Genomic DNA, 26698 nt, shown 5'->3' with positions numbered 1-26698 from the left:
AAGAGATGCGCATCGCCCCCCACATGAAGTCTTGTATCATGATTAACCATCTCCTTATGGATTTTTGGTTGTCGCGTTCGGACTTTATGATATCGAGATACAGGACAAATATATAGCCTGCATGTTTGGGAGTCAAGCTGCATGTCTTGTATACAAAGTATAAGATGAAGAACTAATGTGGAACAAAAGGTATCGGCTATCGTCGCTATGGCACCTGTGGGAGCTGATACCTTATCGGTTTCGCACGAGCACAAGACCCGTCTTCGCGAATCGGCACATCTCTCATCGACACACATGCATGATCTACTTCTCCACCTCCGCCGTGAGGTTTTGTTAAAATACAAATGAAATTAAACTTACTTATATGAGGAGGGAAGGGTCGTGGGGAAGTCGCCAAAGGGGGTTCCGTTTAACCAACAGCTTACGCTGAGAGGGATCATTATCGGTGCTGCTGGCTCGGTGGTTGTGACGGCAAGTTCTACCTATGTGGCTCTGAGGTTAGGAGCGCTTCCGTGGCCTACGGTCTTCGTGGCCATCTTATCCCTCTCCGTTCTCAGGCTTTTGGGTCACACAAACATCAACGAGGTCAACGTAACACATACGGCCATGTCGGCTGGAGGATTGGTTGCAGGAGGCTTTGCTTTCACCGTGCCTGCAATATGGATGCTCAATCCGACAGCCCAAGAGTCGATATGGCGATTACTTTCAATATCCCTGTGCGGCGCCCTCCTCGGCCTTGCTTTCACAGCCATGATCCGTCCTTATTTCATCGAGGGGGAAAGGCTTCCTTACCCAATGGGCATAGCTGCCTCGGAAACGCTGAAGGCGGGTTATGAAGGCGGCGCGCGGGCAGGTTATCTCTTCGGAGCTCTTTCTATTGCGGCTGTTGTGACAGCGCTGCGAGATCAATTTGGCAAAATCCCCGCGGCTATCGTCTCTCAAACCCTAACGGCCAAAAATGTCTTTTTCAGTTTATGGATTTCTCCAATGGCGGTAGGAATAGGCTACATAATCGGACCTCTCTACATGGGCACATGGTTCCTCGGAGCTTGCGTAAGCTATTTCTTTTTAATTCCAGTTGGGCTCTCTTATGGCTGGTTTCTCGACGTGGCTTCAGCCGAGGCGTTCAAAAATAGCCTTGGGATAGGCTTAGTCGTCGGCTCTGGGATAGGTGTACTGGTCAAAGGAGTGATCCCGAGGGCGAGGGAAATTTTCGCCCCGCTTCTCAAAGGGACCAGGGGAAGAACTTCGGGCGGCATTGCCGTGCTTTTGGCTGCAATTGTCGTGCTCCTTTCGTGGGTTGGCTTAATTCCTCTCGGCGCAAGTATTCTCTTGGTGCTCTGCGTGTGGGTCACCACATCGATGGCAGCCACGTTGACTGGACAGACCGGCATAGATCCCATGGAGATTTTTGGCATCCTTGCCCTTTTGGCCATTCGCTTACTCGTGCCGCTCGATGCCACGGAGGCGATATTGCTGGCCGCCGTCGTAGCCATCGCAAGCGGTGTTGCCGGAGATGTCCTACAAGACTTCAAAGCCGGATATCTGCTCGGGACTGATCCGAAGGCACAGCTGTTCTCCGAGGGCGTCGGCGCCATCGTAGGCGCCCTCGTCTCGGTGTTGGCCCTCTATACCCTCCACAGGGCGTATGGAGCCATGGGACCCGGCACCGCTCTCGTAGCGCCACAGGCATATGCGGTCTCGGCCATGGTGCAGGGGCTTCCCAATCCTCAAGCCTTCGCCTTCGGACTTGCCATAGGCATAATATTATATTTCCTTGGCATTCCCGGAATGACGCTGGGTATAGGAGTATATTTACCCATGGCGATTTCGTCAGCCGCAGGCATAGGAGGCCTGACCAGGCTGTTAGTGGATAGATTTGCACCGGCTCATTCCGAAAAGGGCACATTAATAGGATCGGGATTTTTGGGAGGCGAAGGCGTAACCGGCATGATATTGGCCATTATCAAAGTGATTACGGGGGGTTAGAAATGGTCACCAAGATTCCTGTATACGGCATAAAAGTAGGAAACGCGACAGACTTGAAGGGTGCAACAGGTTGTACCGTCGTGCTCTGCGAGAGCGGAGCGGTGTGCGGAGTTGACGTGCGCGGCAGCTCGCCGGGCACGAGAGAGACCGATCTTTTAGACCCGATAAACTTTGTAGATAAGATAAATGCCATCCTCTTGGCCGGAGGAAGCGCCTTCGGGCTCAACGCCGCATCGGGGATCATGCGCTACTTAGAAGAGCGAAACGCGGGGTTCAAGACCGCTTACGGCGTCGTGCCGATAGTTCCGGGAGCTGTGTTGTTCGATCTGGATATTGGCGACCCCAAGGCGAGGCCTGACGCAGAGATGGGCTATAGGGCATGCATCAATGCTTCGAACCTGGTGGAGGAGGGAAACGTAGGGGCCGGCACGGGAGCCACCGTCGGGAAGGCGTTCGGCCCAGAAAGGGCCACAAAAGGCGGATTAGGGGTGGCGACGTTTGATAGAGGGAGATTTGCGGCAGCTGCTATAGTGGCTGTAAACTGCCTCGGCGACGTGGTGGACCCGAAGAGTGGGGTGGTCCTGGCCGGAGCGCTCACGGAAGACAAAAAGGGCTTTGTAAACACAGGAGAGGCCATGATCGATAAATTTTCCCTGAAGGGAGCATTCGAAGGGGGAAACACGACCATAGGTGCCTTCGTCAGCAACGCCGTGCTCACCAAGGCCCAGGCCAAGAAGGTTGCCCAAATGGCGCAGGACGGCTTCTCGGTCGCAATCCGTCCGGCCCACACCATGTACGACGGAGATAGCGTCTTCGCAATAGGGACGGGCGAAGTAGAGATAGACGTGACGCTGCTGGGTCATATCGCATCCACATTGGTCGCCCAGGCGATCGTCCGCGCCGTCCAGCAGGCACACGCGCTCCACGGCGTGCCGTCGTCTTTCGACATTGTAGGAGCTTGGTGAGCTGATAAACGGTTATTCTTTCCAATAAAACGATGTGCCGTTACGGCATAAATAGCACCTTGAAGCCAATCACGCCAGCTCAATCAGTTGGTTGCATGAAGCTTTCGTGGAATTTCACAGTGCTCGTGGGTCTGCTTTTGCCTAACGACAAAAACAAGGGAGCAATTCTGCGAATGCCTTTCAAGGACAGGTAGGAAATGTCCCTGAATCCGAAACGTCCATAACAGGCGGGATCTCCTACTAACACACTGCCGTCTGCAGTCGGAGGATTAAAGCTTCAAGTATCAAGAGGCCTATCCTGAGAGGGCAACTCCGAACCTTCGGCAGCATTGATATAAGCTTCGGCTTGTTTTAAGGCTTCAGCTAAAACATCTTCCACATGCCGCTCCCGGGCCGCCTTTTTGAGGTATTCCAAATCGATATCGTTCATGTGAAGCGCAAGCAGTTTGGCCGCCCACTGAGCATCCGCGCGGCTTTCCCAAAACTTAGCCGCAACCAGCCTGTCTATCGCCAAATCCTCAATGCCGATCACGAAAACTTCCATGTCGTCTATTTCTACGGTGACTATTTTTTCGGAAGAACTGCTAAAATTTCGTCGGGTATTTCTATCGCAACATCGAGCTCCTCGTGATACCAATGCCGTTCGCCAGGCCGGCGCGAAAAACCCATCTCCTCCAAAACGGGCTTGACCCGCTCTCTTCCGCTAACCACCAGGTCGATGTCTTTCATGGCATATCCGCCCAAGGTATAAAATTCCAACGCTCGACCCCCAACCAAAATAGGTTTGACCCCTTGAGGTTTAAGCGCTTCCGTCAAGACCGCAAGTACGCCGAAGGCACGCCGAAGCGGGTTTTTTTCTCGTTTTAGGCTGTCAAGAAAGTCAATCAACCGTCTGTTCATTCCATGCAATACCCCGTCGGTCCTGAGCAGACACAAGGCATACCCCCTCTGTTTCGTTTGTTCATCTCATGCGATATCTCCGTGGACCGATCTTTTCTACGCTTCCATCGGCTAAGGCTTTCTGCCACCGCTTACGATCCAACAAGAACAGAACGATATCTTCTTCCGCATCGCGAGGCCTACCGGAACGTGCACCTCTGCCGAACTGGGCCTCCCAAGCTATGTGGAAACGTGACGATTTCTTTTTAAGCCTATTTATATATTCGTCATAATTTACCCTGTCCATATTTACCCTATCCATCTCTTTCGTTCTGCGGCCCCAAAATTGTGACGACGTGCAATCGTTTTTCGATATTATAGGGATTATAGGAGAGCCTCGATAGCCTCAAGACGCACCCTTCACCGCCTGCGCCACCGCGCGAGCAGCTACAATGCCGCTGGCTGAGGATTGTATCAAGCCTCGCGTTATGCCGGCCCCGTCTCCTGCAGCGTAAAGGCCCTGAATCGGCGTCTGAAGGTCACCGTCCACTGATAAGCGTAGGCTGTAAAATTTCACTTCAACTCCATAAAGGAGAGTATGTGGTCCATCGATCCCCGGCATTATGGCATCGAGGGCGCTCACCATCTCCAAAATGTCCTTTAGGTGGCGATAGGGAAGGGCAAAGGATATATCCCCCGGCTCTGCATCCTTCAGCGTCGGACGAGTGAGGCCGCGCTCTATCCTCGAGCGCGTCGACCTGCGCCCCGCTTTTAGGTCGCCGAGGCGCTGAATCAAGGCTCCGCCGCCGAGCATATTAGCCAACCTCGCGATGTGGGCTCCGTAGCCGTTTGGGTCTTTAAAGGGCTCCGTGAACTCCGTGCTCACCAATATGGCGAAGTTAGTGTTGTCTGTTTTATGGTCGCGATAGCTGTGGCCATTTACGGTTACCACGTCCCATTCGCTCTGGTACTCCGTCACTACTTCCCCATGAGGACACATGCAGAACGTGCGGACCTTATCGTCAAAGGTGGGAGCATTGAAAAGCACCTTGACCTCGTAGAATTGTTGCGTTATCGCCTCGCTCCACTCCGCCGGCATTTCCAAGCGGAGGCCCACGTCTACAGGGATCGAGTCGATAGGAAGACCGAGGTCCTTGGCCAGGCGCTCAACCCACGGAGCTCCGACTCTCCCCGGCGCAAGGATCACGGCTTGAGCTGATATGAAGCTGCCATCGCTCAACGTGACGCCTCTTACGCTTCCACCCTCTGCGACCACCCCCGCAACCTCAGTCTCCATGAACATAGCGGCTTTGCCCTTGAGTTCGTCGTAAAAGCCGCGGAGGATAAACGAAGACTTATCCGTGCCGACGTGGCGGATCTTGGCCGGAATAACTTGAAGGCCAGCACCCCTCCCCTTTTTTACCACTTCGGCTGCGAAGGAAGGATCGGGCTCATAGAGAGGGGTATCGTCTCCGTATCTCATATAAGCGGCATCGACTTCCTCAATGAGAGCACAGAGGCGTTCCCGGCCCACGTAGCGCTCCAAGTTTCCACCGAATTCCGGAGTCAGGGTGAGTTTGCCGTCGCTAAAAGTCCCTGCCCCGCCCCAACCCGAAAGCACCCCACAGGGGTTACAGTGAGCACAAGAGGATGTCGTCCCTGCTTTAAGAGGGCAAAAGCGTTCGCCCAAGGATTTGCCCTTGTCTATGATGGCCACGTCCAAACCGCTATTCACCAACTCCCGAGCCGCAAAAATCCCGGCCGGACCAGCTCCAACAACTACCACATCAAAGCGATTGCGCATGTCGCTCCCTCGACCTTCAGATGATGCTTTTAGTTTACAGTAAGGCCGCAAAAAGGCAAATGCACTTTGTTTTAGCGATCTCGGCAGCACTCCGGGCAGAGGCCGTAGACGACGAGCTGCTTACCCTGCACCTTCACACCGTCGGGCACATTGACGTGGGGAAGGGTTTGACCCAAAAGACAGATCATCTTGCCACAACTCAGACAAAGAAAGTGGGGATGGTCGCCCGGGCAACCAACAACGTCGGGATCGTGGGCGCAAAACCTCCACTTGCCGTCGACACCCTGGACCCTGTGCACAACTCCTGCTTCCTCCAAGAGATACAAGTTCCTGTATATGGTGACCCGATCCAATTGTCCTCCCAAGGCCTCGGCCACCTCACCGTGAGAAGCCGGCCTGCCGATGCGATACAGGGTTTTCAAGACCGCCTCCCTGGCATTCGTGGGCTTCAGGCCCGCGCTTTCCAAAATCTCGCTGTAAGTCGTCATGGCCTATTGGCGAAAGAGCATACGGGGAAGTTGCACACGGCGCAGTGACGGCAAAGCCCACCGACACCCCATCGCCTCACCTCCTCTTTGAGCGGCACAACTCCGGCAAAAAGCCCGGCGAGCAACGGGTCCAGCGTAGTCCATTCATCGTGCACGACACACGCCGGAGCTCCAACTATGAAGGCGCTCCCCAGCTTGGCGAGCATCAACATGGTGCCCGGAAGTGCCGGCACTCCTTGGAATATCACCTCATCGGACAGAGATGCTATGGCTGACGGCGTGCAGTCATCCGCATCGACGCTCATTCCGCCCGTGCATATTACGAGATCGGCCCCGTCATCCAGAAACGATTTGATGGCACCATCTATATCTTCTCGAGAGTCACCCACCACGACCTGCCCGATGAGCGAGCCTCCGAACCTACGGATTTTCTTCTCGAGTTTGGGGCGGAAGGCATCAGATATCAACCCGTCGACCAATTCCCTCCCCGTGGTCACAAGCGCTACGCGCAAATTGATAAAGGGAGCTACCTTCATGGGCCTGGCAAGGGCAACTGCTCTGGCCACCCGCTCTTGCCGCATAAAAAGCGGCCTTATCCTCATGGCAGCCACAACCTCGCCAGATGAGACCGAAGCCTTGGGCGGCAACGTGGCCAATAACCACTGGTCGTCCTCGTTTATCGCATGGATACAACCTTCATCGAAGATCAAAAGGCCCGCCACTTCAGAAACGAGGTTGCATTTGCCCTCATCGGGCCCGGTAATCTTTAAACCCTGGCCCGCCAAGGCCTTTGCCAATCCCAAAGCCGCGTCATCCTCGTGAAGCTCATCGCTTTCCAATTCCAAGATGCTTACGTGCTGGCGCCCCATGGCGCGCAAGGTCGGCAAATCCTCCTCGGTCACCACGTGTCCTTTTTTGAAGCGTGGCCCTTTATAGCCGCTATTAGCGTCGATCTGTGTGAGATCGTGCGAGAGAGGAAGCCCCAAGGCTTCCTCGATGGTCAAGGTCTTCACCTTCATATGCCATTTCTCCTTTCTCGTCGAGCGCTGGGAAAGGCGCGCTGCGCTCCTGTTCAAACTGTGTTTCTGTGCAAGGGTCAAGAGGGCAAGAGTTGGGAGCACTGCCCAAAATGTAAATACATCCTGGTTTTACCGCCATGCGCACCCTCTGACCCTCCGAAAGTTCCATAGTGACATACGATCCGTTCAGAAACTCAACCTGCCATTGAAGGTTGCAGGCGCGCACGAAAAGGCGAGTGGTTCCGCCGAGCACGACCCTTTCTGCCACCACTCCTTCCATCACGTTATCCTCGAGCTCAAGATCTACGGGAAGATCGTGGTAAAGGAGCTTCACGTGGTGCGGCGCCACGAAGGCCGTCACGTCCCCTTTGACCCTCACGGTAGGTGGAAGCACAAGGCGTCCGCCGTCCCAGACTATCCAACAAAGGCCGCTTCTTTCTTCAACTGTGCCGTGGACGAGGGTGCCCCAGCCGAGGGAGTGCCAGATTGAGCCTTGAACAGATGGATCCCACAGGCTTTGAACCGGTATCGAGGCAGCGAGCTCTCCGTCGCGAATGAAAAAGACGCGGTCTGCCATGGAGCAGACGTCTTCTATGTCGTGAGTCACATATATGATAGGCGTCTTCGTCTCGTTGAACAGATCTTTCAGCTCCCGCCTCAACGCTCTCCGCACCGGACCGTCGAGGGCGTTAAAGGGCTCGTCGAGGAGCAAGAGGTCAGGTCCCGGGGCGAGCGCGCGCGCCAAGGCAACGCGCTGGCGCTGCCCCCCTGAAAGTTGATGAGGGTATCTGTCGGATAGCCCATCGAGCCTCACCATGTGCAACCACTCAGCCGCGACCTCTAACCTGTCGCCACACTTGAGTCCGTAAGCGACGTTTTCCAGCGCGGTCAGGTGAGGGAACAGGGATAGTTCCTGAAACACCAGTCCGATGCGCCTGTCTTTAGGAGGCACTGAAATTTTCTTTGACGCGTCGGCCAATACCCGGCCGTTCAGCTTTATATATCCTTCGTCGGGCTTTGAAAGCCCTACGAGCACCCTCAATGTTTGGCTTTTGCCTGCCCCGCTGGGACCGAAGATAACGCCTATCTCCGTACCGAGAGTCAGCGCAACGTCGAGCCTGAAGGAGCCGAGCTTTTTAAGGAACCGAACGTCAAGACGCTCCTCCATGTACGCCCTCCATACGCCTCACGAGCCACAAGCTCATCACGCCTACACCCGTTAAAAGGATTGCCGCCATGTTGGCACCGGCAAAGTCTAAAGCTTCCACACGGCTGTAGATGTATAGCGGCAAGGTCTGCGTCCTGCCCGGGATGTTTCCGGCTATCATAAGCGTGACGCCGAAGTCCCCCAAGGCTCGCGCCGAGGCGAGCGCCAACCCCGCCATCAGGAATCGCTTGGCGATCGGGAAAGAGACTCTCCAAAAGACAGCAAGTTCGCTGTCGCCCAATGTCCGCGCAGCATCTTCGAGCCCGACGTCGACAGAGGCAAAGCCCGACCGCGCCGATTGAACCATGATCGGAAGCGACGGAAAAAGAGGAGCCATCGCAGCGGCGGGAAAGGAAAATAGCAACCCTAACTCCCGCATAAGCGGTACATGCCCCAATAGCATCAATAGGTAAAGCCCGAGCACAGACGGCGGAAGCACTACGGGTAGGAGGATCAACAAACTCAAGGCCTCCTTGCCGCGGAAATTTCGCCTCGCCAAAAGCCAACCCAAGGAGGTGCCTATGACCAAAAGGAGCGGAACGTCCACGGCGAGCACTTTGAGGCTCAAAACCAGCGAAGAGATCAATTATCCCTCACCGGCTCGAAACCCCACTTTTCCCAAACAGGCGCCGCCGTCTCCGATCTGATATAGCGCCAAAATTCGGTTATATTCTCGGTGGCACGGCTTTTTACCAACCCTCCCGAGTTCTCAAGCGGCGCTATGGGCAGTTTCACATATGATCCCTCGTTCGCTTTTATGGCCAAAGAGAGCGATACCATGGCCATGTCAGCGCCGCCGCTCGTCGCGGCGAGCATAGCCTGCTCCACTGAGCCCATGACGATGAGTCTTCCCTCTTTCATCAGCGTATCGTATAACCCTATAGAGGCAAGATATTCGCCGGCTGCTTTGCCAAAAGGAGCTGCGGCAGGGTCTGCAATTGCAATGCGGATCTTTTCGCCCCTCAAAGTCTCCAGGGAGATCGCTTCGCCCTTAGGCCACCAAACCACGGCAGGAGCTTTGGCCATGGGAGCGATATCGTAAAGAAAACCGTCTTTTTGGAGTTTTTCCGTCCATTCAGGGCTTGCCGATAAGAAAAGGCCGAAAGGCGCGCCGGCGATTATCTGCGCTGCGAGCTTTCCAGAAGCTCCTGACACTACTTGAGGCGCTTGGCCTAAACGGGCCTCTTTAAAGGCAGTTGCGAGCTCTAAAGCGACCTCATGTATGCTCGCAGCGACAGCCACCACGTCTTCAGAGGCTTCAATGGCACCTATTTTGGGCAGGACGAAGGTTGCTAAGGCTACCACGATAATCGCACATAGACGGGCTTTACATTTCACGGACATCCACCTCCACATATTTCTACAAAGATTAACACTGTCTTTTACAAAATGCAACTCAGTTGCATTAGGAATAAAAATCAACCATGATTTGCCAGAAAATAATCAAACGCGCCGGCCGAGTTCATAGACACAGCTATCCGATCAATTTAACATCAATCTTAACGTTGATCGGATAGCATGCAGGAGCCAATTGTATTAGCCAACTTGGGTTATGAATGCAGGGATACTACTTTGACCTCCGCTACCTTGCACATCGGCTTTGTCGCTTTCTCCATCGTCACAAGTTCATCGACGCCGGATATGATCGCGGCCCCGATATGAAGTGCATCGATGGGCGTCATGTCGTATTTTGACGCCATGTTGAGTGCGCACTCGGTCAGTCTTGACGACGTCACTACGTTCTCCGATGCGCTATCGAAGATAGCCTTCATGAATTCGACCTCTTCCTGTTTTTTAAGAAATGTCGGCTTGGGGAGCACTTCAAGCTTGAGATAGTCGCTGACCACTATCTCTCGGTTTGGATCATCCAACACCTGAAAGGCACGCCTGGCAACCGACTCTTCGCCTTGAAAAGCTGCAATGAGAACATTCGCATCAATATAGGTCCGTTTCATCGCCTTCAAGCTCTCCCCGGCGCCGTTTTACCTCTTCAAGTACTCCCTCTTCGCTGAGAAGTTGCACGCCCGCGGCAATAGCCTTGTTTCGTAAAGCTATAAGCTTTTTACCCAGAACCGTCTGCGGGGTAAAGCCAGTTTCCCATTTAGACGAGATAGCCTCGGTTACCTGAGTAGTGCTCTTTTCCCGGCTGACCGGCGACATAAAAACGGTCAGCAGTTGAGGAGACTCATATCCATTCTTGCGCTCTCGCTCGACAAAGCAGGGCAATACGTCAGGCAAAAGCGGAGACATAACGCCAACGTCCGTTCGCCACAGCATTTCACTCGTCAAAGTTGAGGAATAAGTCATATCTTACACCCCGTATTCCGGTTCTAATTTGTCAATCGTCTCTGGCTTCAACAAGCTAAAAAACATCTTTTTGCAAGCCATATGCACATCATCAAGATGTTCGTTTATATCATACCACGATCCTTTTTCGGCCAGCAATCTGATAGTATCAATATCCAAAAGGACACCTTTGAGTCGTCCCCCCTCCTTAGGGATTACAACCTCGGCAGGCGAGGTGATTTGAACGATGTGGATTAAGTCATCTTCCTCAATTTTGGTTCGCAATTCAACAGGTCTCGTATTGATCTCGTATTCTCCCATCTTTAATATAAGATTAAGGCAATCAAGGCCAATGGGTTGTGCCAATTGGATCAAATCTATATACCTCAGAGAAAACCTTTCCAGCCTTTCAATCAAGCCGGTATCTTGAACAGCTTTAGCGAGCTCACGAATGTCGGCGGAAAATTGCGTCCACCCAGAATATGGCCTGCGACAGTTCAAAGAAATGACATGTTCGCCTATTTGAACAACTTGATTGCCGTCCTCCAACCTTATTTTAGGCGCGTAGCGCAGGTTAGGATCGTGCTCAACGATAGTAGCTGGGATATCTGCTGCGGGCAATCTGATGATATCCTTATACCTGCCTGATAGTGTACTGAAAAGCATCCCGGGCATTAAGTCAGCGACAGATGCCTTGGTTCCGGAGAAGCGAATTTCCCATACGGCTTCGAGCAATGGTTCCTTTTTAAGCCTAACGGGTATCTTGTTTTTCATTGCCATTCTCCCTTCCTAAAGGCAGTTCTCTATCGACCATCTTTCTTCTCGACCCGAGGTTTTGACCTCGCACAAATCCTCAAAGCCCATTCAGGGAAACCACCGTAGCCGGTTTTTATCCCTTGTCCTCCACATCAGCACCTGCACCTTGTGTTTGGTCTTCGATGCGGATCATGGCCGCGGCCCGATGTGCGAATAGCCCCTCAACTTCAGCGAGGCGCCCGGCCACGTGGGCAATTTGCCTGACCCCCTTCGACTCGAGGCGCTGGTGAGTGGCCACTTTCAAGAAGGTCCCAACCCAAAGCCCCCCGGTGAATCGTGAGCTCCCCATCGTCGGGAGGATGTGATTGGTCCCGGTCGCGTAGTCCCCAAAAACTTCGGCCGATAATCCACCTATAAATAAAGATCCGTAGTTCCGTAAACATCCAATTAAACCGTCCGGGTTTTCGACATGCATCTCCAGGTGTTCGGGGGCGATCTCGTTGGCGATGTCTATCGCCTCCCCCATATCGTCCACTGCGATCACTTGGCCATGATTCTCCCACGAAGCCCTGGCGACATCTGCTGTGGGAAGCCCCTCCAGCCTGGATTCCACTTCACGCATGACCTTCTGCCCCAACTCTTCGCTCGTGGTGACCAAAATCCCCCTCGCTTGAGGATCGTGCTCGGACTGAGCCAACAAATCGCAGGCTACATAAGCGGGGCTGGCGCTTTCGTCAGCTATTATGAGAACCTCACTCGGTCCTGCAAGGAAGTCTATCCCCACATCGCCGCTGACCTGCCTTTTGGCCTCGGTTACATATTGGTTGCCGGGCCCTGCGATGAGGTCTACCGCCTCGACCGTCTCGGTGCCGTAGGCCATGGCGGCGATGGCCTGAGCCCCGCCGATAGCATAGATATCGGAGGCCCCGGCTATATCCATGGCCACTAAAGTCACCGGATTTATGCCACGGATATCGCGGGACGGAGGAGAACAGGCGATAATTCGCTTTACGCCGGCAACTCGCGCTGGAATGATGGACATCAACGCCGACGAAGGCAAAGGGTGGCGCCCCCCGGGGACATAGGCTCCGCACGAGGCAAGCGGGATCACCCGGTGGCCGAGATGCACACCCGGGAGGATCTCGACCTCCAAGGGCCTGATGGATTCCAATTGAGCTCGGGCGAAGTTGTGGACTTGCCTGGCCGCAAAGCGCAGATCTTCTACCACTGAATCCGGAACCAAACGATAGGCCTTGGCGACCTCTTCGGAGGGCACTTGGATGCGCAGATCCTCTACGCCGTCTATCCTCTGAGAGATGAGCTTTATAGCCGCGTCCCCTTTTTCTCTAACGGCCACTATTATGTCCTCGACCGCGGCTCTCACATCTTCCGTGCCGGCCTCGAGGATCGGCTTTGGCATTTTAAGGAACTTTCGCACGACAATTTCCTCCATCCTGTTTCGAAAAATTGTAGCCTTGCCTTGCAGTTATAGGCCCTATCTGAGATTATACACTTGTGCATTGCCGCGCAGGATTTGCCGCCCTAACCCACCCAAAGCAGGCAGCGCCAAGAGGCGCTGCACGACGGCCGGCCATGTTAAAATGGACCCATAAACCGCCGAAGGAAGGGGTTGTTTCAATGGACGAGGCCATCCTCAGAGCTATAGATAAGGCGTTAAAGGAGGGACCCGAGGGAGTCCTCTGCACCGTCGTAGAAGAAACAGGCTCGACCCCGCGAAGCATGGGTGCGAAGATGTGGGTCTTCCCGAACGGCAGCATAGTCGGAACTATAGGAGGAGGCATATTGGAGCATCACGTCATCGCCGAAGCGCTCAAGTTGCTCGAGGGAAATGCCCGCGCTCGCCTGTACAGGGAGTCGTTCACGGCGACGGAAGCCGCAGAGGAAGGCGCCGCTTGTGGGGGAAGCGCAGCGGTATTTCTCGAGGTGATAGGAAAGAGGCGAGAGATCGTCATTTTCGGCGCCGGACACGTGGGGAAGGCTTTGGCCCATGTGGCGACGATCACCGGCTACAGGGTAACCGTATGGGACGAGCGTCAGGAGTTCGCCAATCCTGATAACATCCCCTGGGGGCGCGTCGTTTGTATGCCATTGGAAGAGGCACTGGACAGGGAAATACGCTTGAGCAACAAAAGCTATGTCGTCGTGGTCACCAGAGGACACGCCCTCGACAGCGAAGTGGTGCGCTCGTTGGAGGGAAAGCTCTTCGCCTATCTCGGCGTCATAGGCTCCAAGCGTAAAATAGCCGTGATGAAAGAAAACCTGCTCAAGGATAGCGTATCCGAGGAACACCTGAACCGAATATATGCGCCCATAGGCTTGCCCATAAAGGCCGAAACGCCCGAAGAGATAGCTATATCGATCCTCGCGGAGATAATAGCCGTAGAAAAGGGCGCCGACCTAAAGACGCTTCGCTCGCCGCTCACGGCCGCGCCCGAGCTGCAAGGATCGATTCCGCGCGTTTGAGGTCCTCCTCCGTATCGACATCCAACGCAACCCCCTGGTCATCTACGGCCACCAAGTGCCGCTCAGAAAGCGGCGGCAACAGCTCCCTCAATGTGCCATATACGGGAGAACTCTTCACGGCATCTACGATGTGCGGCGGCAGGATCAGGGGATGATGAGCCTTTCCTTCATACACAGGCTGCACGACCTTCTCGCAGGCGGCTTCCGAAATCAACCTTTCAATCGTTTTAGGATTTACCGCTGGTTGGTCACCAAGGGCCAAAAGCAGCGGTGTCGCAGGGGGGGCGCACTCGGCCGCAACCTTGATTGAAGAGAACATCTCCCTGCGGTAGTCAGGGTTTGCCGCAATTGTAGCTTTCGGAAAGGCCGAAGAAACGAGATCGGCCACCTCCTCACCTTTGTACCCGACCACCACGACGAGGGAACTCTCGTGCACTCCGCCTGCGACGACCGCCTCCAAAGTCCAAAGCAGCATCGCCTTCCCTGCGATGGGCCGAAGCATTTTGACATAGCCCATTCTTTTACCCTCTCCTGCCGCCAGCACTGCCGCCCACAGGACCGGGTCAACCCTCATTAGAAAAGACCTCGCTGCTACGAAAGCCTGAAGGTAAACCCAATATATCGAATCGCGATAGGGAAGAACTCTGCCATGCCTCGCTTCATCTCCTCTCGGAGAGCGGCACCAAGATAAAATTGATTAGAAGGTTCAACACTATGCCACCCACTACAGCTATGACCACAGAATTGGTCAGAAAAAGCTGGACTATAGGGGGAAGCGTCTTCGTCCAGCTGCCGACTACGTATGTGGCGCATATGGGCAAGTTAATGGCGAGCATCAGCGTTGTGCCGACGAGAAGCGTATTGGCCGTATCCAGCTTAGCAGATGTCACGAGCTTCAAACCGGAAACAGTTATAGTTCCACATACCACCAAAAAGACCGTCCCTATTACCGATCTTGGAATTGCCACCAAGAGGGCGCCCACCTTGGGGCTAAGGCCGTAGAGCATCAATATCAGCGCTGCGATTTGAACGACGAAGCGGGAAGCTATCTTGGTCGTGGCGATAACGCCTATGTTTTGCGTATAGCTGGTAACAGGGATGCCTCCGAAGAGGCTCGCCACGAGGCAGCCGAACCCTTCAGCCGCTATGCCCCGATTCATGTGTCTAACTTTATAAACCTCGCCGCTCACGGCGCACACAGCCGCGTAATCTCCGAGAGATTCCAACATAGAGCCGAGATAACCCACCAAGGCCCCTACTATTGCTCCCGCCACAAACTCCCAACCGAAGCCGGGCCCTCCATAAGGAAAGAGCTTCGGCAGGTCAAACCACGGCTTCGAGGCTATGATGTCCCATCTGACCTGACCCATGATCCCGGCCAAACCCAAGCCGACAATCCATATCGTGAAAAATATCGAACCCCTGGAGATTATCCCGCCCGCAGCCTTGCCGCCCAAGAATTGCAAGAGGAATATGGAGAGGACGGTGGCAGCGGCTAAAGCGAAATTCACAGGATCGCCCTTTCCCACGATCCAAATGGTGGCCGTTTTAGCCAGAGAAAAACCTATGGTTATAACCACCACCCCAGAGACGGCCACGGGGAAAACCTTTCGCAGGAGCCTCAGGATGCCTGACAGGCCTACGACCATTTCCATCAAGGCGCCCGCCAAAACGCCGCCCCACATGGCGGGTATGCCATACAACGATACGACCGAAGATAGAGCACCGGTCAGCGTGGCCGAAGGCCCTTGAATTATGGGCAATCTGTTGCCCAAAATGGTCATAATGAGCGTCGCTATGCCCATGGTAAAAAGCCCTCTGTTCACCCATATGGCCCCTTCTGCCTCCGAAAGCCCGGCTGCGGTAGCCACTAAAAGCGGCAATACGAAGGGCGATATATCCACCAGCGTATGCTGCCAACCGTAGAGCAGGCACTCCCACCACGATGCGGGCCTTTCTTCTATCTTCAATATGGGAGTGACGATCTCCGGCCTTTCCTCCCAAACCGCCTCATCGTCGCGATTGTCCTTCTGCGCGACATAGTCAGTCGACGGTTCCTTCAACTTTTGCCACCTCCATCGCCTGAATTCGACGGCTTACTACAACCAGGACCATACATGAGTTTTGCTCTTCCTGTCGCGATAAATTCCCGAATTTGAAGGTTCGAGCGAAGCTTCCCAACATCTAAAGAGTCCCAGTGTACGAACTCATCCAAAGGTCTCCTTTGACGCGACCCAGGCGTAGCCTTAGGATAACCCACGGGTATACAGGCCCATACCTCAAGGGCTTCCGGTATGGAGAGCAATTTTTTTAACTTGACTTCGTCTTCCTCTTCGGGCGTTATCCATACCGTACCAAGGCCTTGTTCGGCAGCGGAAAGCAGCAAATTTTCTATAGCAGCGCCTACGCTGAATAGGTATATGGCGTTTCTTCTTCTATTGCCCAGCGCTTTGGGATATGCGTCCTTTAGCCTTGGATCGCCACACACTACGATGATAACCGGCACTTCCTTCAGGTACTCCTTGCAATTTCCAGGAAAGTCTGGGTCTTTGCGCCTTTGCCTCTCATACTGTTCAATGAATATGTCGGCTATAGCGCTTATCGTGACCTTATCCTTCGTCACCACGACCTCCCAGGGTTGCGAATTTGCGCCCGAGGGAGCCCACCGAAATACCTCTAAGAGCTCGCTCAAAACTTCATCTGGAATTGGATCGGGCTTATACGATCTGACGCTGCGTCGCTTTTTTGCCGCCTCTAAAAGCGTTCCCACATCTTCTTCCTCCCGATCTTGCAAACAACAGAGTTCGGAGAGGTAAAGGCTTCGCTTCACCTCTCCGACATAACCGCCGAGTTGTGAACCCGTGAGTTATTTAGCCTTGACTCCTATCCCTCGCTCCTCTGGAGTGCCTGGGACCAGGCTATCGCAAACAGCCGCACATATCCCGGCCACTGCCATATTGGTTTTTAAAATCGCCCAAAGAACTTGCCCGAGGATTCCGTACGCGAAAAAGGCTTCCTGTTGCCCTTGCACCCACGGCGGCAGGCCAAGAGCCATGAGGAAAGCGAAACCGACGATGAGCACATTGCGCTGGCTTCCCATATCCGCCCTCATGAGGACCTGAATGCCCAGCGCACCTATCGTGCCGAAGAGAGCGATATAAGCCCCGCCGATGACGGGAGAGGGAATCGTGGCTATGAGGGCCCCAAGTTTGCCTATGAGAGAAAGACAGATGAGGATTATCGCACCAGTTCGAACCACAGCCCTCGAGGCTACGCCCGTCAAACCGATGAGACCTATGTTTTCGGTATAGGAAGTAGTGCCGACTGCGCCGAGAGATCCCGCGATGGCACAATTGAGCCCTTCGGCGCCGATCCCGCGGCTGATCACATCTGGCGTGGGATCATCTAAACCTGCCGCATAGGAACAAGAATGGTAATCGCCTATTGACTCGATGGTGACGGCGAAGAAACCGGCTATGATGGCTCCGAAGGCCAACAAGCTGAATTTTGGTGGCCCCCATGGCATCAGTCCAGTGAAACGAAACCACGGAGCCTGGGCGACCGAACTGAGGTCGACATAGGCAGGGTGACCAGCAGGAAAAACTCCTGCGAGACTGCCGACCAAAGCTACCAAATAGGCTAAAACAATAGAACTTAAAACTGCGAATATATTAAGGTAACGATTGCGACTCACGAGACTGAAGAGGAAGATGCACACCACAACCAAAAGCGATAAAGGCCAATAATTTGCAGCGTTGAGTCTAACTGCCGTTTCCGCCAACGAAAAACCGATAGCCATTATCGTCGGTCCGATGACGACGGGCGTTATAATCCGCCTAACTATGCCTATCAAACGGCTGTAGCCTATGACGGAAAGCAATATACCGCCGGATATCAAAGCGCCGCCCACGTACTGCATGATACCCTCTGGACCGAGAGCCCCGTAAGCTCCGATTATGGTCATGATGGGAGGAATGAAGCTGAAAGACGAACCCTGAACTATAGGAAGGCCGGAACCGAGCTTCGGATGAGTCTGAATCAAAGTGGCGATCCCCATAGCCAGATATACACAAGAGATGAAAAACCCCAACTGCGCTGTCGACATCCCCATAGCCGGGCCGAAGATGAGGGGCACCAACGTAGTGGCACCGAAGAGCGTGAGCACATGTTGTGCCCCGGCTAAAATCATGATGGGAAGCGGAGGCTTGTCCAAAAGGCCGTAGACTATCTTTTTCCTCGCCATTAAATCAACACCTCCTTTTTATACTTCTTCTCGCCTTACTCCTCGCACGTCACAATGGTGGCAGCACCTCCTTTCCTCAAGGACAACTCGGCCTTTCACCGTGTTTATATCACAGGAACGGAGGAACCGCCACCATCGTGCTCTTGCCGGCATTTAACTCGCAACGGCAAAAGCTCAGACTAACCCCAGAAGTCCTTTTCTCCTCTCTCCGCGGCCTTGATCGCCATATAGACACGTTCCCTCGTAAAGGGATATTGATGGATCCTGATTCCGAGCGCCTTGTAAAGCGCGTTCCCCAAGGCGGCAGTGGGAGAGATCATGGAGTGTTCGCCCACACCGCGGTTGCCGTAGGGAGACGGGTCCTCCGGCGTCTCTTCGCAGAAACTCTCTATTTCCCACGGCACATCCATCGTCGTTGCGATCTTGTAATCGGTAAAATCTGGCGTTAGAAGCTTTCCGTTTTTGTCGTAGTAGATCCCCTCGAACATCCCCGCCGACAACCCCTGGACGGTGCCGCCTTCTATCTGACATTTGACGTTTAGGGGGGAGATGACTTTACCGGCATCGTATCCAGCCACAGCCTTATTGACGACGATCTCGCCGGTGCCGGGATCCACCTCTATGTCCAGTCCGACGGCGCCAACGGTGAAGTGGACGACGCTCTTCTCAGACTGCCCCGTCTCTAAGTCCGGATAAACGACATCTGGAGGGACGAAGTGCCCCCTGCCGATGATAGGGCCACCCTTATACTTTCCGTCTGGCATCTTGAAGCCGTTCTGCACTTTTTCATCGATAGGCTCGGCATTGCCCAACTTGGGGCATTTCACGATGCCATCCTCGATCGTAATCTCTTCTGGGTTGCACTGCCAATACTCGGCATACAGGGCTAAAAGCTGGCTCCTCGCGTCTTCGCAGGCGCGCTTTATGGCCATGCCCGTCGACCAAAGCGAGCGGCTCGCTACGGTCTGCCAATCGTAGGGCTGAGCGGCCGTGTCCGGATAGTAGCACTTTACGCGCTCCATGGGCACTCCAAGCTCCTCCGAAACGATTTGGGCATAAGCTGTGTATGCGCCCTGTCCCATGTCCATGGTCGCAGCCAAGACCTTGACCGAGCCATCTCCTAAAATCTCGATCGTGGCCGAAGACGACGCATCGGCAGGCATTGCCGGAGCCTTTATGGCCAAGGCGATGCCTTTGCCCCGTTTCCAACCTTTCCTGACGGGCGGCTCTTCTCGGTGATAATCGATCTTCTCGGCCACTTTCTTTATGATCTTATCGAGCGCGTGAGGCGGCATGGGCATACCCGTACAGGTCGGAAGGCCGGGCTTCAGGAGGTTCTTCAGACGAAACTCGATGGGATCCATACCGATCCTGTATGCTATGGCATCTACTACCGCTTCAAGGCCTCCCATAAGCTCCGGCAGGCCGAAGCCCCTATAGGCGCCTCCGAAGGGCTTATTCGTGTAAACACCGTAGCTGTCAGTCCATATGTTGGGGACATAATAACAGCCCATGGAGGTATAACCAGCGCTCCTCACAGGGTTTGCTCCGTACTCGGCGGAGGTCCCCGTGTCGAAGACGAGCTCCACCTTCATGGCAGAGATCGTGCCGTCCTTCTTTACGCCCATCTTCACTTTCGTGTTCCATCCCTGACGAACCCAGGAAGTGGTGAGGACTTCCTCTCGAGGCACAAAGAGCTTAACTGGCCTCCCTTTTATGTCTGGGTCTAAAGCGGCCGCCAGGCATAGAGGCTCTACGGTGATCCCAGCCTTGCCGCCGAATCCGCCACCGATGGGAGGAGCTATGACGCGCACCTTATGGAGCGGCAATTCGAGCCCTTTCGCCACAAGCTCGCGCAACGTAAAGGCCGATTGAGCCGTCGACCATATGGTCACTTCTTGGCTAACGGGATCCTGCAGACATATGCAGGCGTGCGGCTCCAAGAAAGCGTGGGCTATCTGCGGACAAGAGAAACTCTCTTCGAGCACCTGGTCCGCCTCTTCAAAACCCTTTTCTATGTCTCCGCGGCGAATCTTGAAGTGCTGGGCTATATTCGTGCCGGGCACCGGAGTTACGAAGGAGACGTGCTCATAGCTGCCGAGGTCGGGATGCACTAAAGGAGCGTTTTCTTTCATGGCTTCCGCTGCGTCGAACACCGGTGTCTCTTCTTTATACTCAACTTTCACCCTGAGCACTCCTTCTTCTGCAGCGTCTTCGCTCTCCGCCACCACAAGCGCCACCGGCTCCCCTATGTAGCGAACCTTTTCCACGGCCATGGCCGTCCTGTCTTTGAGATATATGCCAAAGTGTATGGGGAAGTCCTTTCCCACGATGACCTTGACCACGCCCGGAACTTTTAGCGCTTCGCTGTAGTCTATATTTACGATTTTTCCGCATGGTATCGTAGATCTCACCGCCCTCGCATGCAGCAATTCGGGCCCAAAGCTCAAGTCATCGGTAAATTTCAACGTGCCGGCGGCCTTTTCGGGATCATAGACTCTCGTGACCCAGGCGCCTATCATGCTCTTCTTTCCCACAGTCATCACCTCCTACGCCTGCCCCTTGAGCAACTCAGCGGCGCGCTTGACGGACCTGAATATGCCGGTATAACCGGTGCACCTGCAGAGGTTTCCAGCCAGTGCGAGGCGTATCTCGTCTTCGGACGGATTGGGATTTTTCTTAAGCAGCGCGTAGGTCGTAAGCACCATGCCTGGGGTGCAAAAACCGCATTGGATGCCGCCTTCCTCCACAAAGGCCTGCTGCACGGGGTGGAGCTTTCCATCCTTGCCCACAAGCCCCTCGGCGGTCAGCACGCTCTTGCCCTCTACTTCAAGGGCCAAGACCGTGCACGACTTCACGGGAACGCCGTCCAAGAGCACTGTGCAAGTACCGCACTCGCCCTCCTCGCATCCCCTCTTCACGCTCGTTACGCCATGATGCCTCAATGCCCGAAGGAGCGTCGTCCTGGGCTCCACCTCATACGTCACGGATCTCCCGTTTAGGGTAAAGTGCACCTCTCTCTTTATCATGGCGCTATTCCTCCTTGAGGCGCTCGACGCAAGTATCGATAGCCCGCTTGGTCAGCTCGCCCACCATGGCCAAGCGGTATTCCACGCCCGCCCTGACGTCAGCTATAGGCTTCACGGCCTCCTTGGCAAGTGCAGAGACTTTTCCAAGAAGGGCATCGTCGGGTGCTTTTACGCCTTGGAGCGCCTTTTCGGCCATGGGCGCTCTCACTGGCGTAGGAGCCACAGCGCCGTAGGCCAGGCGATACTCCCTGCCGTTTTTACCGTCTATCGCAACGCAGGCAACTCCGACCTGGGCAAGGTCGAGGGCGTTCCTCCTCCCGAGCTTTAGGTAGCATCCGGACGACTTCCCCTCGGGGAGGGGGAGGAAGACGTGCGTAACAATCTCGCCGGCGATCATGTCCTTCTTGCGAGGTCCCAAGATGAATTTATTTATGGGGATAGACCTTTCACCCCTCGGCCCGACTATGCGGATCGTCGCATCGTAGCAGTAAAGAGCCGGCATCACATCGCCAGAGGGCACGGCCGAGCAGACGTTTCCAACTACGGTAGCCCTATTGCGGATCAACCAATCCGAATGCGAGAGGCAGGCATCGCGGAGGGCCGGAAAATGGTCTTCGACCGCAGCGGATTCCAACACCTCCGTGCAGGTAGCCATAGCGCCTATGCGCAATCCCTCTTTAGAGAAATTAACGCCAGCCAAATCCGGTATGAGACTTAAGTCCACCACCACCTCCGGCGTCACAAGCCTGTCTTTCATCCACATGAGCAGATCTGTGCCTCCGGCCTTGGGCATGGCACGGTTGCCAAATTTCTCCAGAATCGATATCGCCTCTTGGAGCGACCGTGGTCGCTCCAACTCAAAGGCTAACACTTGTCATCACCCCTTTTGCTAATTGCCGCCATTTAAAGCTTTAAATGGCGGCAATTTATCTAAGCTCAAATACCGCGTAATTCCATTAGGCTAACGGCTCAGCACCGGACGCAGTTTCAAAGAGCGCTACCTTGTCTTCCCCAAAGGCCTTCGCCAAAAACGCATAAAGGATAAAAGAAATCACCACAGCAGGATATGTTATAACCCCTCCAGGGAACGGAACGCCTGCAAGGTAAGCAATCTGACCGGTGGGATACGCTATGATGTAACAAAGCACCCAAGTAAGGACGAGAGACGCAAAGGCAGCTTTACTCCAACCGTTGGCGTACCAAGGACCTTCTGGCCCATAGGTGTAAAGCCTCTGTAGATCATAGCGCCCTTTCCTAGTCACCCAGAAGTTCGCAATCATGATGCCCGCCAAAGGACCTAAGAGGATGCCGTAATTAGAGGCCCAGGCGGTGATATAGTTGACGAAATCGGGACCGCTCCCTACGGCCCACCACGGGGCGATAAAGAACGCTATGATGCCCGCCAAAATCGTAGACGTCTTCCACGAGAGCTTGCCCTCGACCATGATCAGGTCGATGAGAGGCGGAGAATTTGCGGTGAGGTCGGTAGTCCACGGCGCCAGGAAGGAGAAGAAAAGCCCCAGGAGAATTGCAATGACGCCGGGCGCAAACCTCAAAATGATCTCCTGCGGCAGCACTACGCCGGTCATAGTAACCGCAGCATGGCCGAGCACAGAGCCCAACGTCATGCCGCCAACGATGCCTGTCAATAGCCCTATCGGCAAGGCACGCGGCTCCCCGATCTTTATTCCTCTTGAGAGATCGGAAACGTTGAGTGCGATGGTCGCCCACCAATTGGTCTGAGCTGCCAGGTATATGGCGAAGTTAGCGCTGAAGTAGCCAGCGCTGCTTTCAAAGATCCCCGGAATTTTCGCGGAAAACTCTTCCCTCGTCGCCAAAAATAGGACGAGCCAGATAAAATACAGAAGCAAGATAGGGCCTGCCCAGTCTGCCACCGCTCCGATACCCTTCAATCCATGCCTCATGACCAATATAAACGACAGCACGTACAGCGCACAGGCTATGGGTATCCAGCGGATAGCAGTCATTACAAGCTCGTCGGAAGGAACGCCTAAAGCCATCAGCAATATCATCATCAGAGCAAGAGAGCCGGCATATATCTCTATGCCGAACCATACGGTGCCAGAAATTCCCCTCAACACCAGAGGCACATGGGCGCCCTTAAAACCAAAGGACTCTCTGAGCTGTACGGGATACGTAATGCCGTATTTGACACCAGCTACGCCTATGAGCCAAGCGAGGATTATGGCAAACAAATTGCCCAAAAAGGCTCCAACGCCAGTTTGGATGATATCCAGTCCGAGGCTTTTCCCCATGGGTCCAAGAAAGAAGAGCGGTATATTTGCGCTCAAGCTGAACATCATGAAAGAGAAGGTGCGCGTACCGTAATGCCTTTGGCTCGGCGGAATCGGCATCAGGTCGGGGTTTTCTTTGTAACCCTTAGGGACTACGTTAAACTCTTCCACCATATCTCTCCACGCCCCCTTTTCATTAGGGATAGTCCGGGGTTAGATAGCTATTTTTGCAATATATCACCTCCCTCCTTAGCACATGCCCATTTTCAGCCCAGATACATTTCCGCGAAGCGTTCGGCCGCCTTCTCGAACGCCTCCATCGGCATGCGCACTATGCCGGCTCCAACCTGTCCGACGCCCGGCCGCTTACAAGCCACTCCGGTATCGAGGATGGGAGTCGTACCGGTCTCCACCACTTTGAGAATGTCTATGCCCGTGGGCGTGCCACGGAAATTGAGGTAGGGTATCGTATAGACGTTGTTCTCTCCTACCGTTATCTCGTACATCTCCATGGTATAGTTGACGCCGTCCTGGGGCGAGCCGCCTATAAACTGCACTATAGCCGGAGCAGCAGCCAGAGCGAACCCTCCCACGCCCAGCGTCTCCATGATCGCGCTGTCGCCTATGTCCGGATTTACGTCATCTTTTGTAAACCCTGGGAAGAGGAGCACCTCGGGAATAGCCGCCGGAGCGGTGAACCAGTCGTCTCCAAGGCCGGATACCTTGATGCCGAATTCCGTGCCGTTCCGTGACATTATCGTCACCATGCTCGAACCCTCAACGCCGTGAGCCGGTTCGAGAGACGCCTTGGCCGCAGCCATAGCCAAATTCACGAAGAAGATGTCGCTTTTGTCCAAAAAGCGTACTACATCCGCCACATCTTTGACGACGGGTGCAGCCTCTATCATGTGCGGCGCGAGCATCCTCACAAACAGAGATGTGGCAGCTTTGTTGCGATTGTGCAGCTCGTCCCCCATGTGCAACGCTTGCGCGATGATAAACTTCAGGTCTATTCCTCCGTCGGGCGCAGCATGCTTGATGCCGGCCTGCATCGCCGGATACATCACTCTCTTTATCCAGCGAAGGCGCTCTATGACCTCCTCGCTGTAGGCGCCCATGCGCATGACTTTCCCCAAGCCCTCGTTTATGTTCGTGTAGGACTTGTTGCCGAAGGCCTTGTTCTCCACGACGAACACCGGCATGCTCGGTGTTATAACGCCGGCCATAGGCCCAACGGCATGATGGTGGTGATTCGGTTCAAAAGCGACTTCACCGCCAGAGGCAAGCTTTTCCGCTTCCTCGGGCGTCTTGGCCCATCCCTCAAAGAGTATGCCGGCGATGACGGCTCCCCGCATGGGACCAGACATGTCTTCCCACTTGATGGGCGGACCGGCGTGCAGGAAGGTCCTCTCATTGAGCCCAGGAATTGTGTCCTTGGCTATGCCCATATCCACCAAAACTGGCTGAGCGCTGAGCAGCCTGTTCAGCGCTTCCTGGTTAGCTTTTTCTAAATCGATCAAAACTCATGCACCTCCCCTTACGTGGCGGCCGGGCTTAAATCGAGACCTCCCCGGCTTCATCACGTCATATACTTTCAAGTTCCTATCCTCAAGGTGATCGAAAGATTGTAGAGTCGTCATGCCGCCGTATACATATTTCAACGCGTCTTCCTTCAACGTGGCGTAGACCACCTCTTCGGCGCACCGCCCCTGGGCGAGCTTCCAGCCGTTCGGGGCTATGATCATGCTGTGGCCGAAGTAATAATTGCCGCCGCCATCGCCGCCCACGGCGTTCACCGCAACGACGTAAACGTGGTTGTCATATGCCCTGGCGAAGCTGGTGGCCCACCAATGCTCATACGTGCGGAGTAACGCCGAAGGCCGCACTATGATTTCCGCACCCTTCAGGGCCAGCGTCGTGGAAAGGTCTGGGAAGTCGCCGTCGTAGCAGATGATCATCCCCAAGGTGCAAAGGTCTGTCTCGAAGACATCAGCGCGATCGCCCGGCGTGGTCCACCCCCCGAACTCTACCAACTCCCCTGGGAACGGGTGGGTCTTCCTATAAGTGCCGACGATGTCGCCATTTCTACCTATCAAGATGGCGCTGTTGTAGACTACACCCCTATCTTTACCGCGCTCATAAGTGGGCCATACGATATAAATGCGGTGCTCGGCTGCGGCCTCCTGGATCTTCTCTGTGGCTTTACCGGGAACGAAATCGACCAAATCCCACAGTTCTTCCTTCGAAAGCCCCGTATCGAAGCCTGTGGTCGCCGTCTCGGGAAAAACGACCAGCTCGGCGCCCACCTCAATGGCCTTGGGCAGAGCCTTCAAGGCCTTCTCTATGTTCGCATCGACATCTCCAGGCACAGGAGCAAGCTGGACGCCTGCCACAACAAACTCTCTCATTAAACCCCCTCCAAACGCTTCGCCATCTGGTAAAAGGGGGAGGAAACGATTATCTCCTCCCCCTTTTATCTATCGCCTTATCTGTCCAAGAACGCTACCATCCTGCAAAAGGCAGCCTCCCCTCCCTCGAACTTCCACGGGAAGCAGCCGATGGTTAGCCTCTTGTTCTGGATCTCCGGCGCATCCATATCGTCTCCGCCCAGGTTTTCCGCGTGGATGCAATTGTGGCGGAACAGGGCATTGTGGGTGAGCTGATAGTGGTCCTCAGGGAACAGCCTCTCAACACCTTCTTTGCCGCCGAACTTCTGTTCGCAGATTTTGCGAACCTTGTCGCATTGGCCGAACGTACCCTTGCCCAAGAACCTTCCTATGGGCAGGTTCATCGGGTGATCGGTGGATACCGCATCTACACACCATAGACGTATCTTCTTATCCAGCAGCCACTTCACCATATCAGGATGTGCGCCAGGATGTCTCAAAATGTAGCGCTCCTCGTCCGGCTCGGCTCCGTCGGGAGCGAACCTGTGCCAACCCGTGTTCAGCACCAATATGTCCCCTTCTCTGACCTCAACGCGATCTTCGATCATCTTGGGCGTATAAACATCCAAGTCGTCCAAGGCATCTCGCAGGTCGACGATGACGCCAGGGCCATAGAGCCACTCCAAGGGGATTTTTTCAACCGTGATGCCGGCGGTGACGAAATGATGAGGAGCATCGAGGTGCGTCCCTATATGGTTAGAGGTCTGGATATACTGGGCATTTACGCCGTGCTCCGGTTTCCTCTTGAAGTACTTGGCCTCAAAAGGCGGGTAGAAAGGCCAAAACTGCGTGTCGATGCCCAGCTTCTGGGAAAGGTCGTAGATCTTCTTCGCCATCTGTCATCAAC

27 protein-coding genes are annotated in these 26698 nt (G+C 54.5%); 3 read left to right on the top strand and 24 right to left on the bottom strand.

Features of this window, described 5'->3' with window-relative positions:
• Positions 1-381 precede the first annotated feature (381 nt).
• Together EZM41_RS08240 and EZM41_RS08235 are read left to right on the top strand one after the other, a co-directional pair.
• On the top strand, positions 382-1989 hold the full coding sequence (locus EZM41_RS08240; protein ID WP_198470637.1) for an OPT/YSL family transporter: 1608 nt from the start codon (positions 382-384) through the stop codon (positions 1987-1989).
• Positions 1990-1991: 2 nt separating this feature from the next.
• Positions 1992-2954, top strand: a complete 963-nt coding sequence (locus EZM41_RS08235) for a P1 family peptidase (RefSeq protein WP_198470636.1) — start codon at positions 1992-1994, stop codon at positions 2952-2954.
• A 277-nt stretch (positions 2955-3231) separates the two neighbouring features.
• Here the strand turns inward: EZM41_RS08235 and EZM41_RS08230 are convergent, their stop codons facing one another.
• The 13 genes from EZM41_RS08230 to hisD form a co-directional block, all read right to left on the bottom strand.
• The gene (locus EZM41_RS08230; RefSeq protein ID WP_198470635.1) at positions 3232-3498 is read right to left on the bottom strand and encodes a hypothetical protein; all 267 of its coding nucleotides are present in this window, start codon (positions 3496-3498) and stop codon (positions 3232-3234) included.
• 20 nt (positions 3499-3518) lie between these two features.
• Positions 3519-3890 carry a hypothetical protein gene (locus EZM41_RS08225; protein ID WP_198470634.1) on the bottom strand — a complete coding sequence of 124 codons (372 nt, stop codon included), beginning with the start codon at positions 3888-3890 and terminating at the stop codon, positions 3519-3521.
• Between the two features lie 25 nt (positions 3891-3915).
• Complete coding sequence (locus EZM41_RS08220; RefSeq protein WP_198470633.1) at positions 3916-4140, bottom strand: hypothetical protein; 225 nt, start codon at positions 4138-4140, stop codon at positions 3916-3918.
• Between the two features lie 99 nt (positions 4141-4239).
• A complete protein-coding gene (locus EZM41_RS08215; RefSeq protein ID WP_198470632.1) occupies positions 4240-5637 on the bottom strand; it encodes an NAD(P)/FAD-dependent oxidoreductase in 1398 nt (465 codons plus the stop codon).
• Positions 5638-5708: 71 nt separating this feature from the next.
• Entirely contained in the window at positions 5709-6125 is a 417-nt protein-coding gene (locus tag EZM41_RS08210) for a Fur family transcriptional regulator (protein ID WP_198470631.1), read from the bottom strand.
• Positions 6122-7144, bottom strand: a complete 1023-nt coding sequence (locus EZM41_RS08205; protein WP_198470630.1) for a molybdopterin-binding protein — start codon at positions 7142-7144, stop codon at positions 6122-6124. The genes EZM41_RS08210 and EZM41_RS08205 overlap by 4 nt, the downstream gene beginning before the upstream one ends.
• Positions 7068-8312, bottom strand: coding sequence for an ABC transporter ATP-binding protein (locus tag EZM41_RS08200; RefSeq protein ID WP_198470629.1), 1245 nt, complete (start codon positions 8310-8312; stop codon positions 7068-7070). The genes EZM41_RS08205 and EZM41_RS08200 overlap by 77 nt, the downstream gene beginning before the upstream one ends.
• Positions 8296-8937, bottom strand: a complete 642-nt coding sequence (locus EZM41_RS08195; RefSeq protein WP_198470628.1) for a molybdate ABC transporter permease subunit — start codon at positions 8935-8937, stop codon at positions 8296-8298. The genes EZM41_RS08200 and EZM41_RS08195 overlap by 17 nt, the downstream gene beginning before the upstream one ends.
• Entirely contained in the window at positions 8934-9689 is a 756-nt protein-coding gene (modA, locus tag EZM41_RS08190; RefSeq protein WP_446697825.1) for a molybdate ABC transporter substrate-binding protein, read from the bottom strand. Before modA ends, EZM41_RS08195 begins: the two co-directional genes overlap by 4 nt.
• A gap of 212 nt (positions 9690-9901) precedes the next feature.
• Positions 9902-10306, bottom strand: a complete 405-nt coding sequence (locus EZM41_RS08185; protein WP_198470626.1) for a type II toxin-antitoxin system VapC family toxin — start codon at positions 10304-10306, stop codon at positions 9902-9904.
• A complete protein-coding gene (locus EZM41_RS08180; protein ID WP_232619192.1) occupies positions 10287-10601 on the bottom strand; it encodes a hypothetical protein in 315 nt (104 codons plus the stop codon). Before EZM41_RS08180 ends, EZM41_RS08185 begins: the two co-directional genes overlap by 20 nt.
• 60 nt (positions 10602-10661) lie before the next feature.
• Entirely contained in the window at positions 10662-11411 is a 750-nt protein-coding gene (locus EZM41_RS08175) for a TIGR04255 family protein (protein WP_198470624.1), read from the bottom strand.
• A gap of 115 nt (positions 11412-11526) precedes the next feature.
• On the bottom strand, positions 11527-12831 hold the full coding sequence (hisD, locus tag EZM41_RS08170) for a histidinol dehydrogenase (protein WP_342449270.1): 1305 nt from the start codon (positions 12829-12831) through the stop codon (positions 11527-11529).
• Between the two features lie 200 nt (positions 12832-13031).
• Here hisD and EZM41_RS08165 point away from each other — a divergent pair, with 200 nt between their 5' ends.
• Complete coding sequence (locus EZM41_RS08165; RefSeq protein ID WP_198470623.1) at positions 13032-13877, top strand: XdhC family protein; 846 nt, start codon at positions 13032-13034, stop codon at positions 13875-13877.
• Here the strand turns inward: EZM41_RS08165 and EZM41_RS08160 are convergent.
• The 11 genes from EZM41_RS08160 to EZM41_RS08110 all read right to left on the bottom strand — a co-directional run bounded on the left by EZM41_RS08160 (position 13834) and on the right by EZM41_RS08110 (position 26687).
• Positions 13834-14451 (bottom strand): nucleotidyltransferase family protein, encoded by a 618-nt coding sequence (locus EZM41_RS08160; protein ID WP_198470622.1) that lies wholly within the window; start codon positions 14449-14451, stop codon positions 13834-13836. The two genes, EZM41_RS08165 and EZM41_RS08160, sit on opposite strands and share 44 nt — an antisense overlap.
• An 85-nt stretch (positions 14452-14536) precedes the next feature.
• A complete protein-coding gene (locus tag EZM41_RS08155; RefSeq protein ID WP_198470621.1) occupies positions 14537-15940 on the bottom strand; it encodes a uracil-xanthine permease family protein in 1404 nt (467 codons plus the stop codon).
• Positions 15937-16647: a nitroreductase family protein gene (locus tag EZM41_RS08150; RefSeq protein ID WP_198470620.1), complete on the bottom strand. Its 711-nt coding sequence runs from the start codon at positions 16645-16647 to the stop codon at positions 15937-15939. Before EZM41_RS08150 ends, EZM41_RS08155 begins: the two co-directional genes overlap by 4 nt.
• Positions 16648-16743: 96 nt before the next feature.
• Positions 16744-18120: a uracil-xanthine permease family protein gene (locus EZM41_RS08145; RefSeq protein ID WP_198470619.1), complete on the bottom strand. Its 1377-nt coding sequence runs from the start codon at positions 18118-18120 to the stop codon at positions 16744-16746.
• A gap of 179 nt (positions 18121-18299) precedes the next feature.
• Positions 18300-20657 carry a xanthine dehydrogenase family protein molybdopterin-binding subunit gene (locus EZM41_RS08140; RefSeq protein WP_342449269.1) on the bottom strand — a complete coding sequence of 786 codons (2358 nt, stop codon included), beginning with the start codon at positions 20655-20657 and terminating at the stop codon, positions 18300-18302.
• A 12-nt stretch (positions 20658-20669) separates the two neighbouring features.
• Complete coding sequence (locus EZM41_RS08135; protein ID WP_198470617.1) at positions 20670-21149, bottom strand: (2Fe-2S)-binding protein; 480 nt, start codon at positions 21147-21149, stop codon at positions 20670-20672.
• Positions 21150-21153: 4 nt separating this feature from the next.
• On the bottom strand, positions 21154-22020 hold the full coding sequence (locus EZM41_RS08130; protein WP_198470616.1) for an FAD binding domain-containing protein: 867 nt from the start codon (positions 22018-22020) through the stop codon (positions 21154-21156).
• Positions 22021-22105: 85 nt separating this feature from the next.
• On the bottom strand, positions 22106-23578 hold the full coding sequence (locus EZM41_RS08125) for a cytosine permease (RefSeq protein WP_198470615.1): 1473 nt from the start codon (positions 23576-23578) through the stop codon (positions 22106-22108).
• A 92-nt stretch (positions 23579-23670) separates the two neighbouring features.
• Complete coding sequence (locus EZM41_RS08120) at positions 23671-24924, bottom strand: DUF1116 domain-containing protein (protein ID WP_198470614.1); 1254 nt, start codon at positions 24922-24924, stop codon at positions 23671-23673.
• Positions 24925-24927: 3 nt separating this feature from the next.
• Positions 24928-25812, bottom strand: coding sequence for a carbon-nitrogen hydrolase family protein (locus EZM41_RS08115; RefSeq protein ID WP_198470613.1), 885 nt, complete (start codon positions 25810-25812; stop codon positions 24928-24930).
• Positions 25813-25889: 77 nt separating this feature from the next.
• Positions 25890-26687 carry a cyclase family protein gene (locus tag EZM41_RS08110; protein WP_198470612.1) on the bottom strand — a complete coding sequence of 266 codons (798 nt, stop codon included), beginning with the start codon at positions 26685-26687 and terminating at the stop codon, positions 25890-25892.
• Between the last annotated feature and the right edge of the window lie 11 nt (positions 26688-26698).

The organism is Acetomicrobium sp. S15 = DSM 107314 (genome assembly GCF_016125955.1).
GTDB classification, from domain to species: Bacteria; Synergistota; Synergistia; order Synergistales; family Thermosynergistaceae; genus Thermosynergistes; species Thermosynergistes pyruvativorans.
The sequence above is the reverse complement of the archived record's forward strand: the minus strand, read 5'-3'. Positions and strand labels throughout refer to the sequence as shown.

Excerpts from the sequence above, each read along its gene's own strand:
- EZM41_RS08230 (WP_198470635.1), bottom strand. The coding sequence starts at position 3,498 with ATGGAAGTTTTCGTGATCGGCATTGAGGATTTGGCGATAGACAGGCTG.
- EZM41_RS08175 (WP_198470624.1), bottom strand. The coding sequence starts at position 11,411 with ATGAAAAACAAGATACCCGTTAGGCTTAAAAAGGAACCATTGCTCGAA.
- EZM41_RS08200 (WP_198470629.1), bottom strand. The coding sequence starts at position 8,312 with ATGGAGGAGCGTCTTGACGTTCGGTTCCTTAAAAAGCTCGGCTCCTTC.
- EZM41_RS08165 (WP_198470623.1), top strand. The coding sequence starts at position 13,032 with ATGGACGAGGCCATCCTCAGAGCTATAGATAAGGCGTTAAAGGAGGGA.
- EZM41_RS08135 (WP_198470617.1), bottom strand. The coding sequence starts at position 21,149 with ATGATAAAGAGAGAGGTGCACTTTACCCTAAACGGGAGATCCGTGACG.
- EZM41_RS08160 (WP_198470622.1), bottom strand. The coding sequence starts at position 14,451 with ATGAGGGTTGACCCGGTCCTGTGGGCGGCAGTGCTGGCGGCAGGAGAG.
- EZM41_RS08235 (WP_198470636.1), top strand. The coding sequence starts at position 1,992 with ATGGTCACCAAGATTCCTGTATACGGCATAAAAGTAGGAAACGCGACA.
- EZM41_RS08145 (WP_198470619.1), bottom strand. The coding sequence starts at position 18,120 with ATGGCGAGGAAAAAGATAGTCTACGGCCTTTTGGACAAGCCTCCGCTT.
- EZM41_RS08210 (WP_198470631.1), bottom strand. The coding sequence starts at position 6,125 with ATGACGACTTACAGCGAGATTTTGGAAAGCGCGGGCCTGAAGCCCACG.
- EZM41_RS08205 (WP_198470630.1), bottom strand. The coding sequence starts at position 7,144 with ATGAAGGTGAAGACCTTGACCATCGAGGAAGCCTTGGGGCTTCCTCTC.
- EZM41_RS08110 (WP_198470612.1), bottom strand. The coding sequence starts at position 26,687 with ATGGCGAAGAAGATCTACGACCTTTCCCAGAAGCTGGGCATCGACACG.
- EZM41_RS08115 (WP_198470613.1), bottom strand. The coding sequence starts at position 25,812 with ATGAGAGAGTTTGTTGTGGCAGGCGTCCAGCTTGCTCCTGTGCCTGGA.
- EZM41_RS08215 (WP_198470632.1), bottom strand. The coding sequence starts at position 5,637 with ATGCGCAATCGCTTTGATGTGGTAGTTGTTGGAGCTGGTCCGGCCGGG.
- EZM41_RS08220 (WP_198470633.1), bottom strand. The coding sequence starts at position 4,140 with ATGGACAGGGTAAATTATGACGAATATATAAATAGGCTTAAAAAGAAA.
- EZM41_RS08180 (WP_232619192.1), bottom strand. The coding sequence starts at position 10,601 with ATGTCTCCGCTTTTGCCTGACGTATTGCCCTGCTTTGTCGAGCGAGAG.
- EZM41_RS08125 (WP_198470615.1), bottom strand. The coding sequence starts at position 23,578 with ATGGTGGAAGAGTTTAACGTAGTCCCTAAGGGTTACAAAGAAAACCCC.
- EZM41_RS08185 (WP_198470626.1), bottom strand. The coding sequence starts at position 10,306 with ATGAAACGGACCTATATTGATGCGAATGTTCTCATTGCAGCTTTTCAA.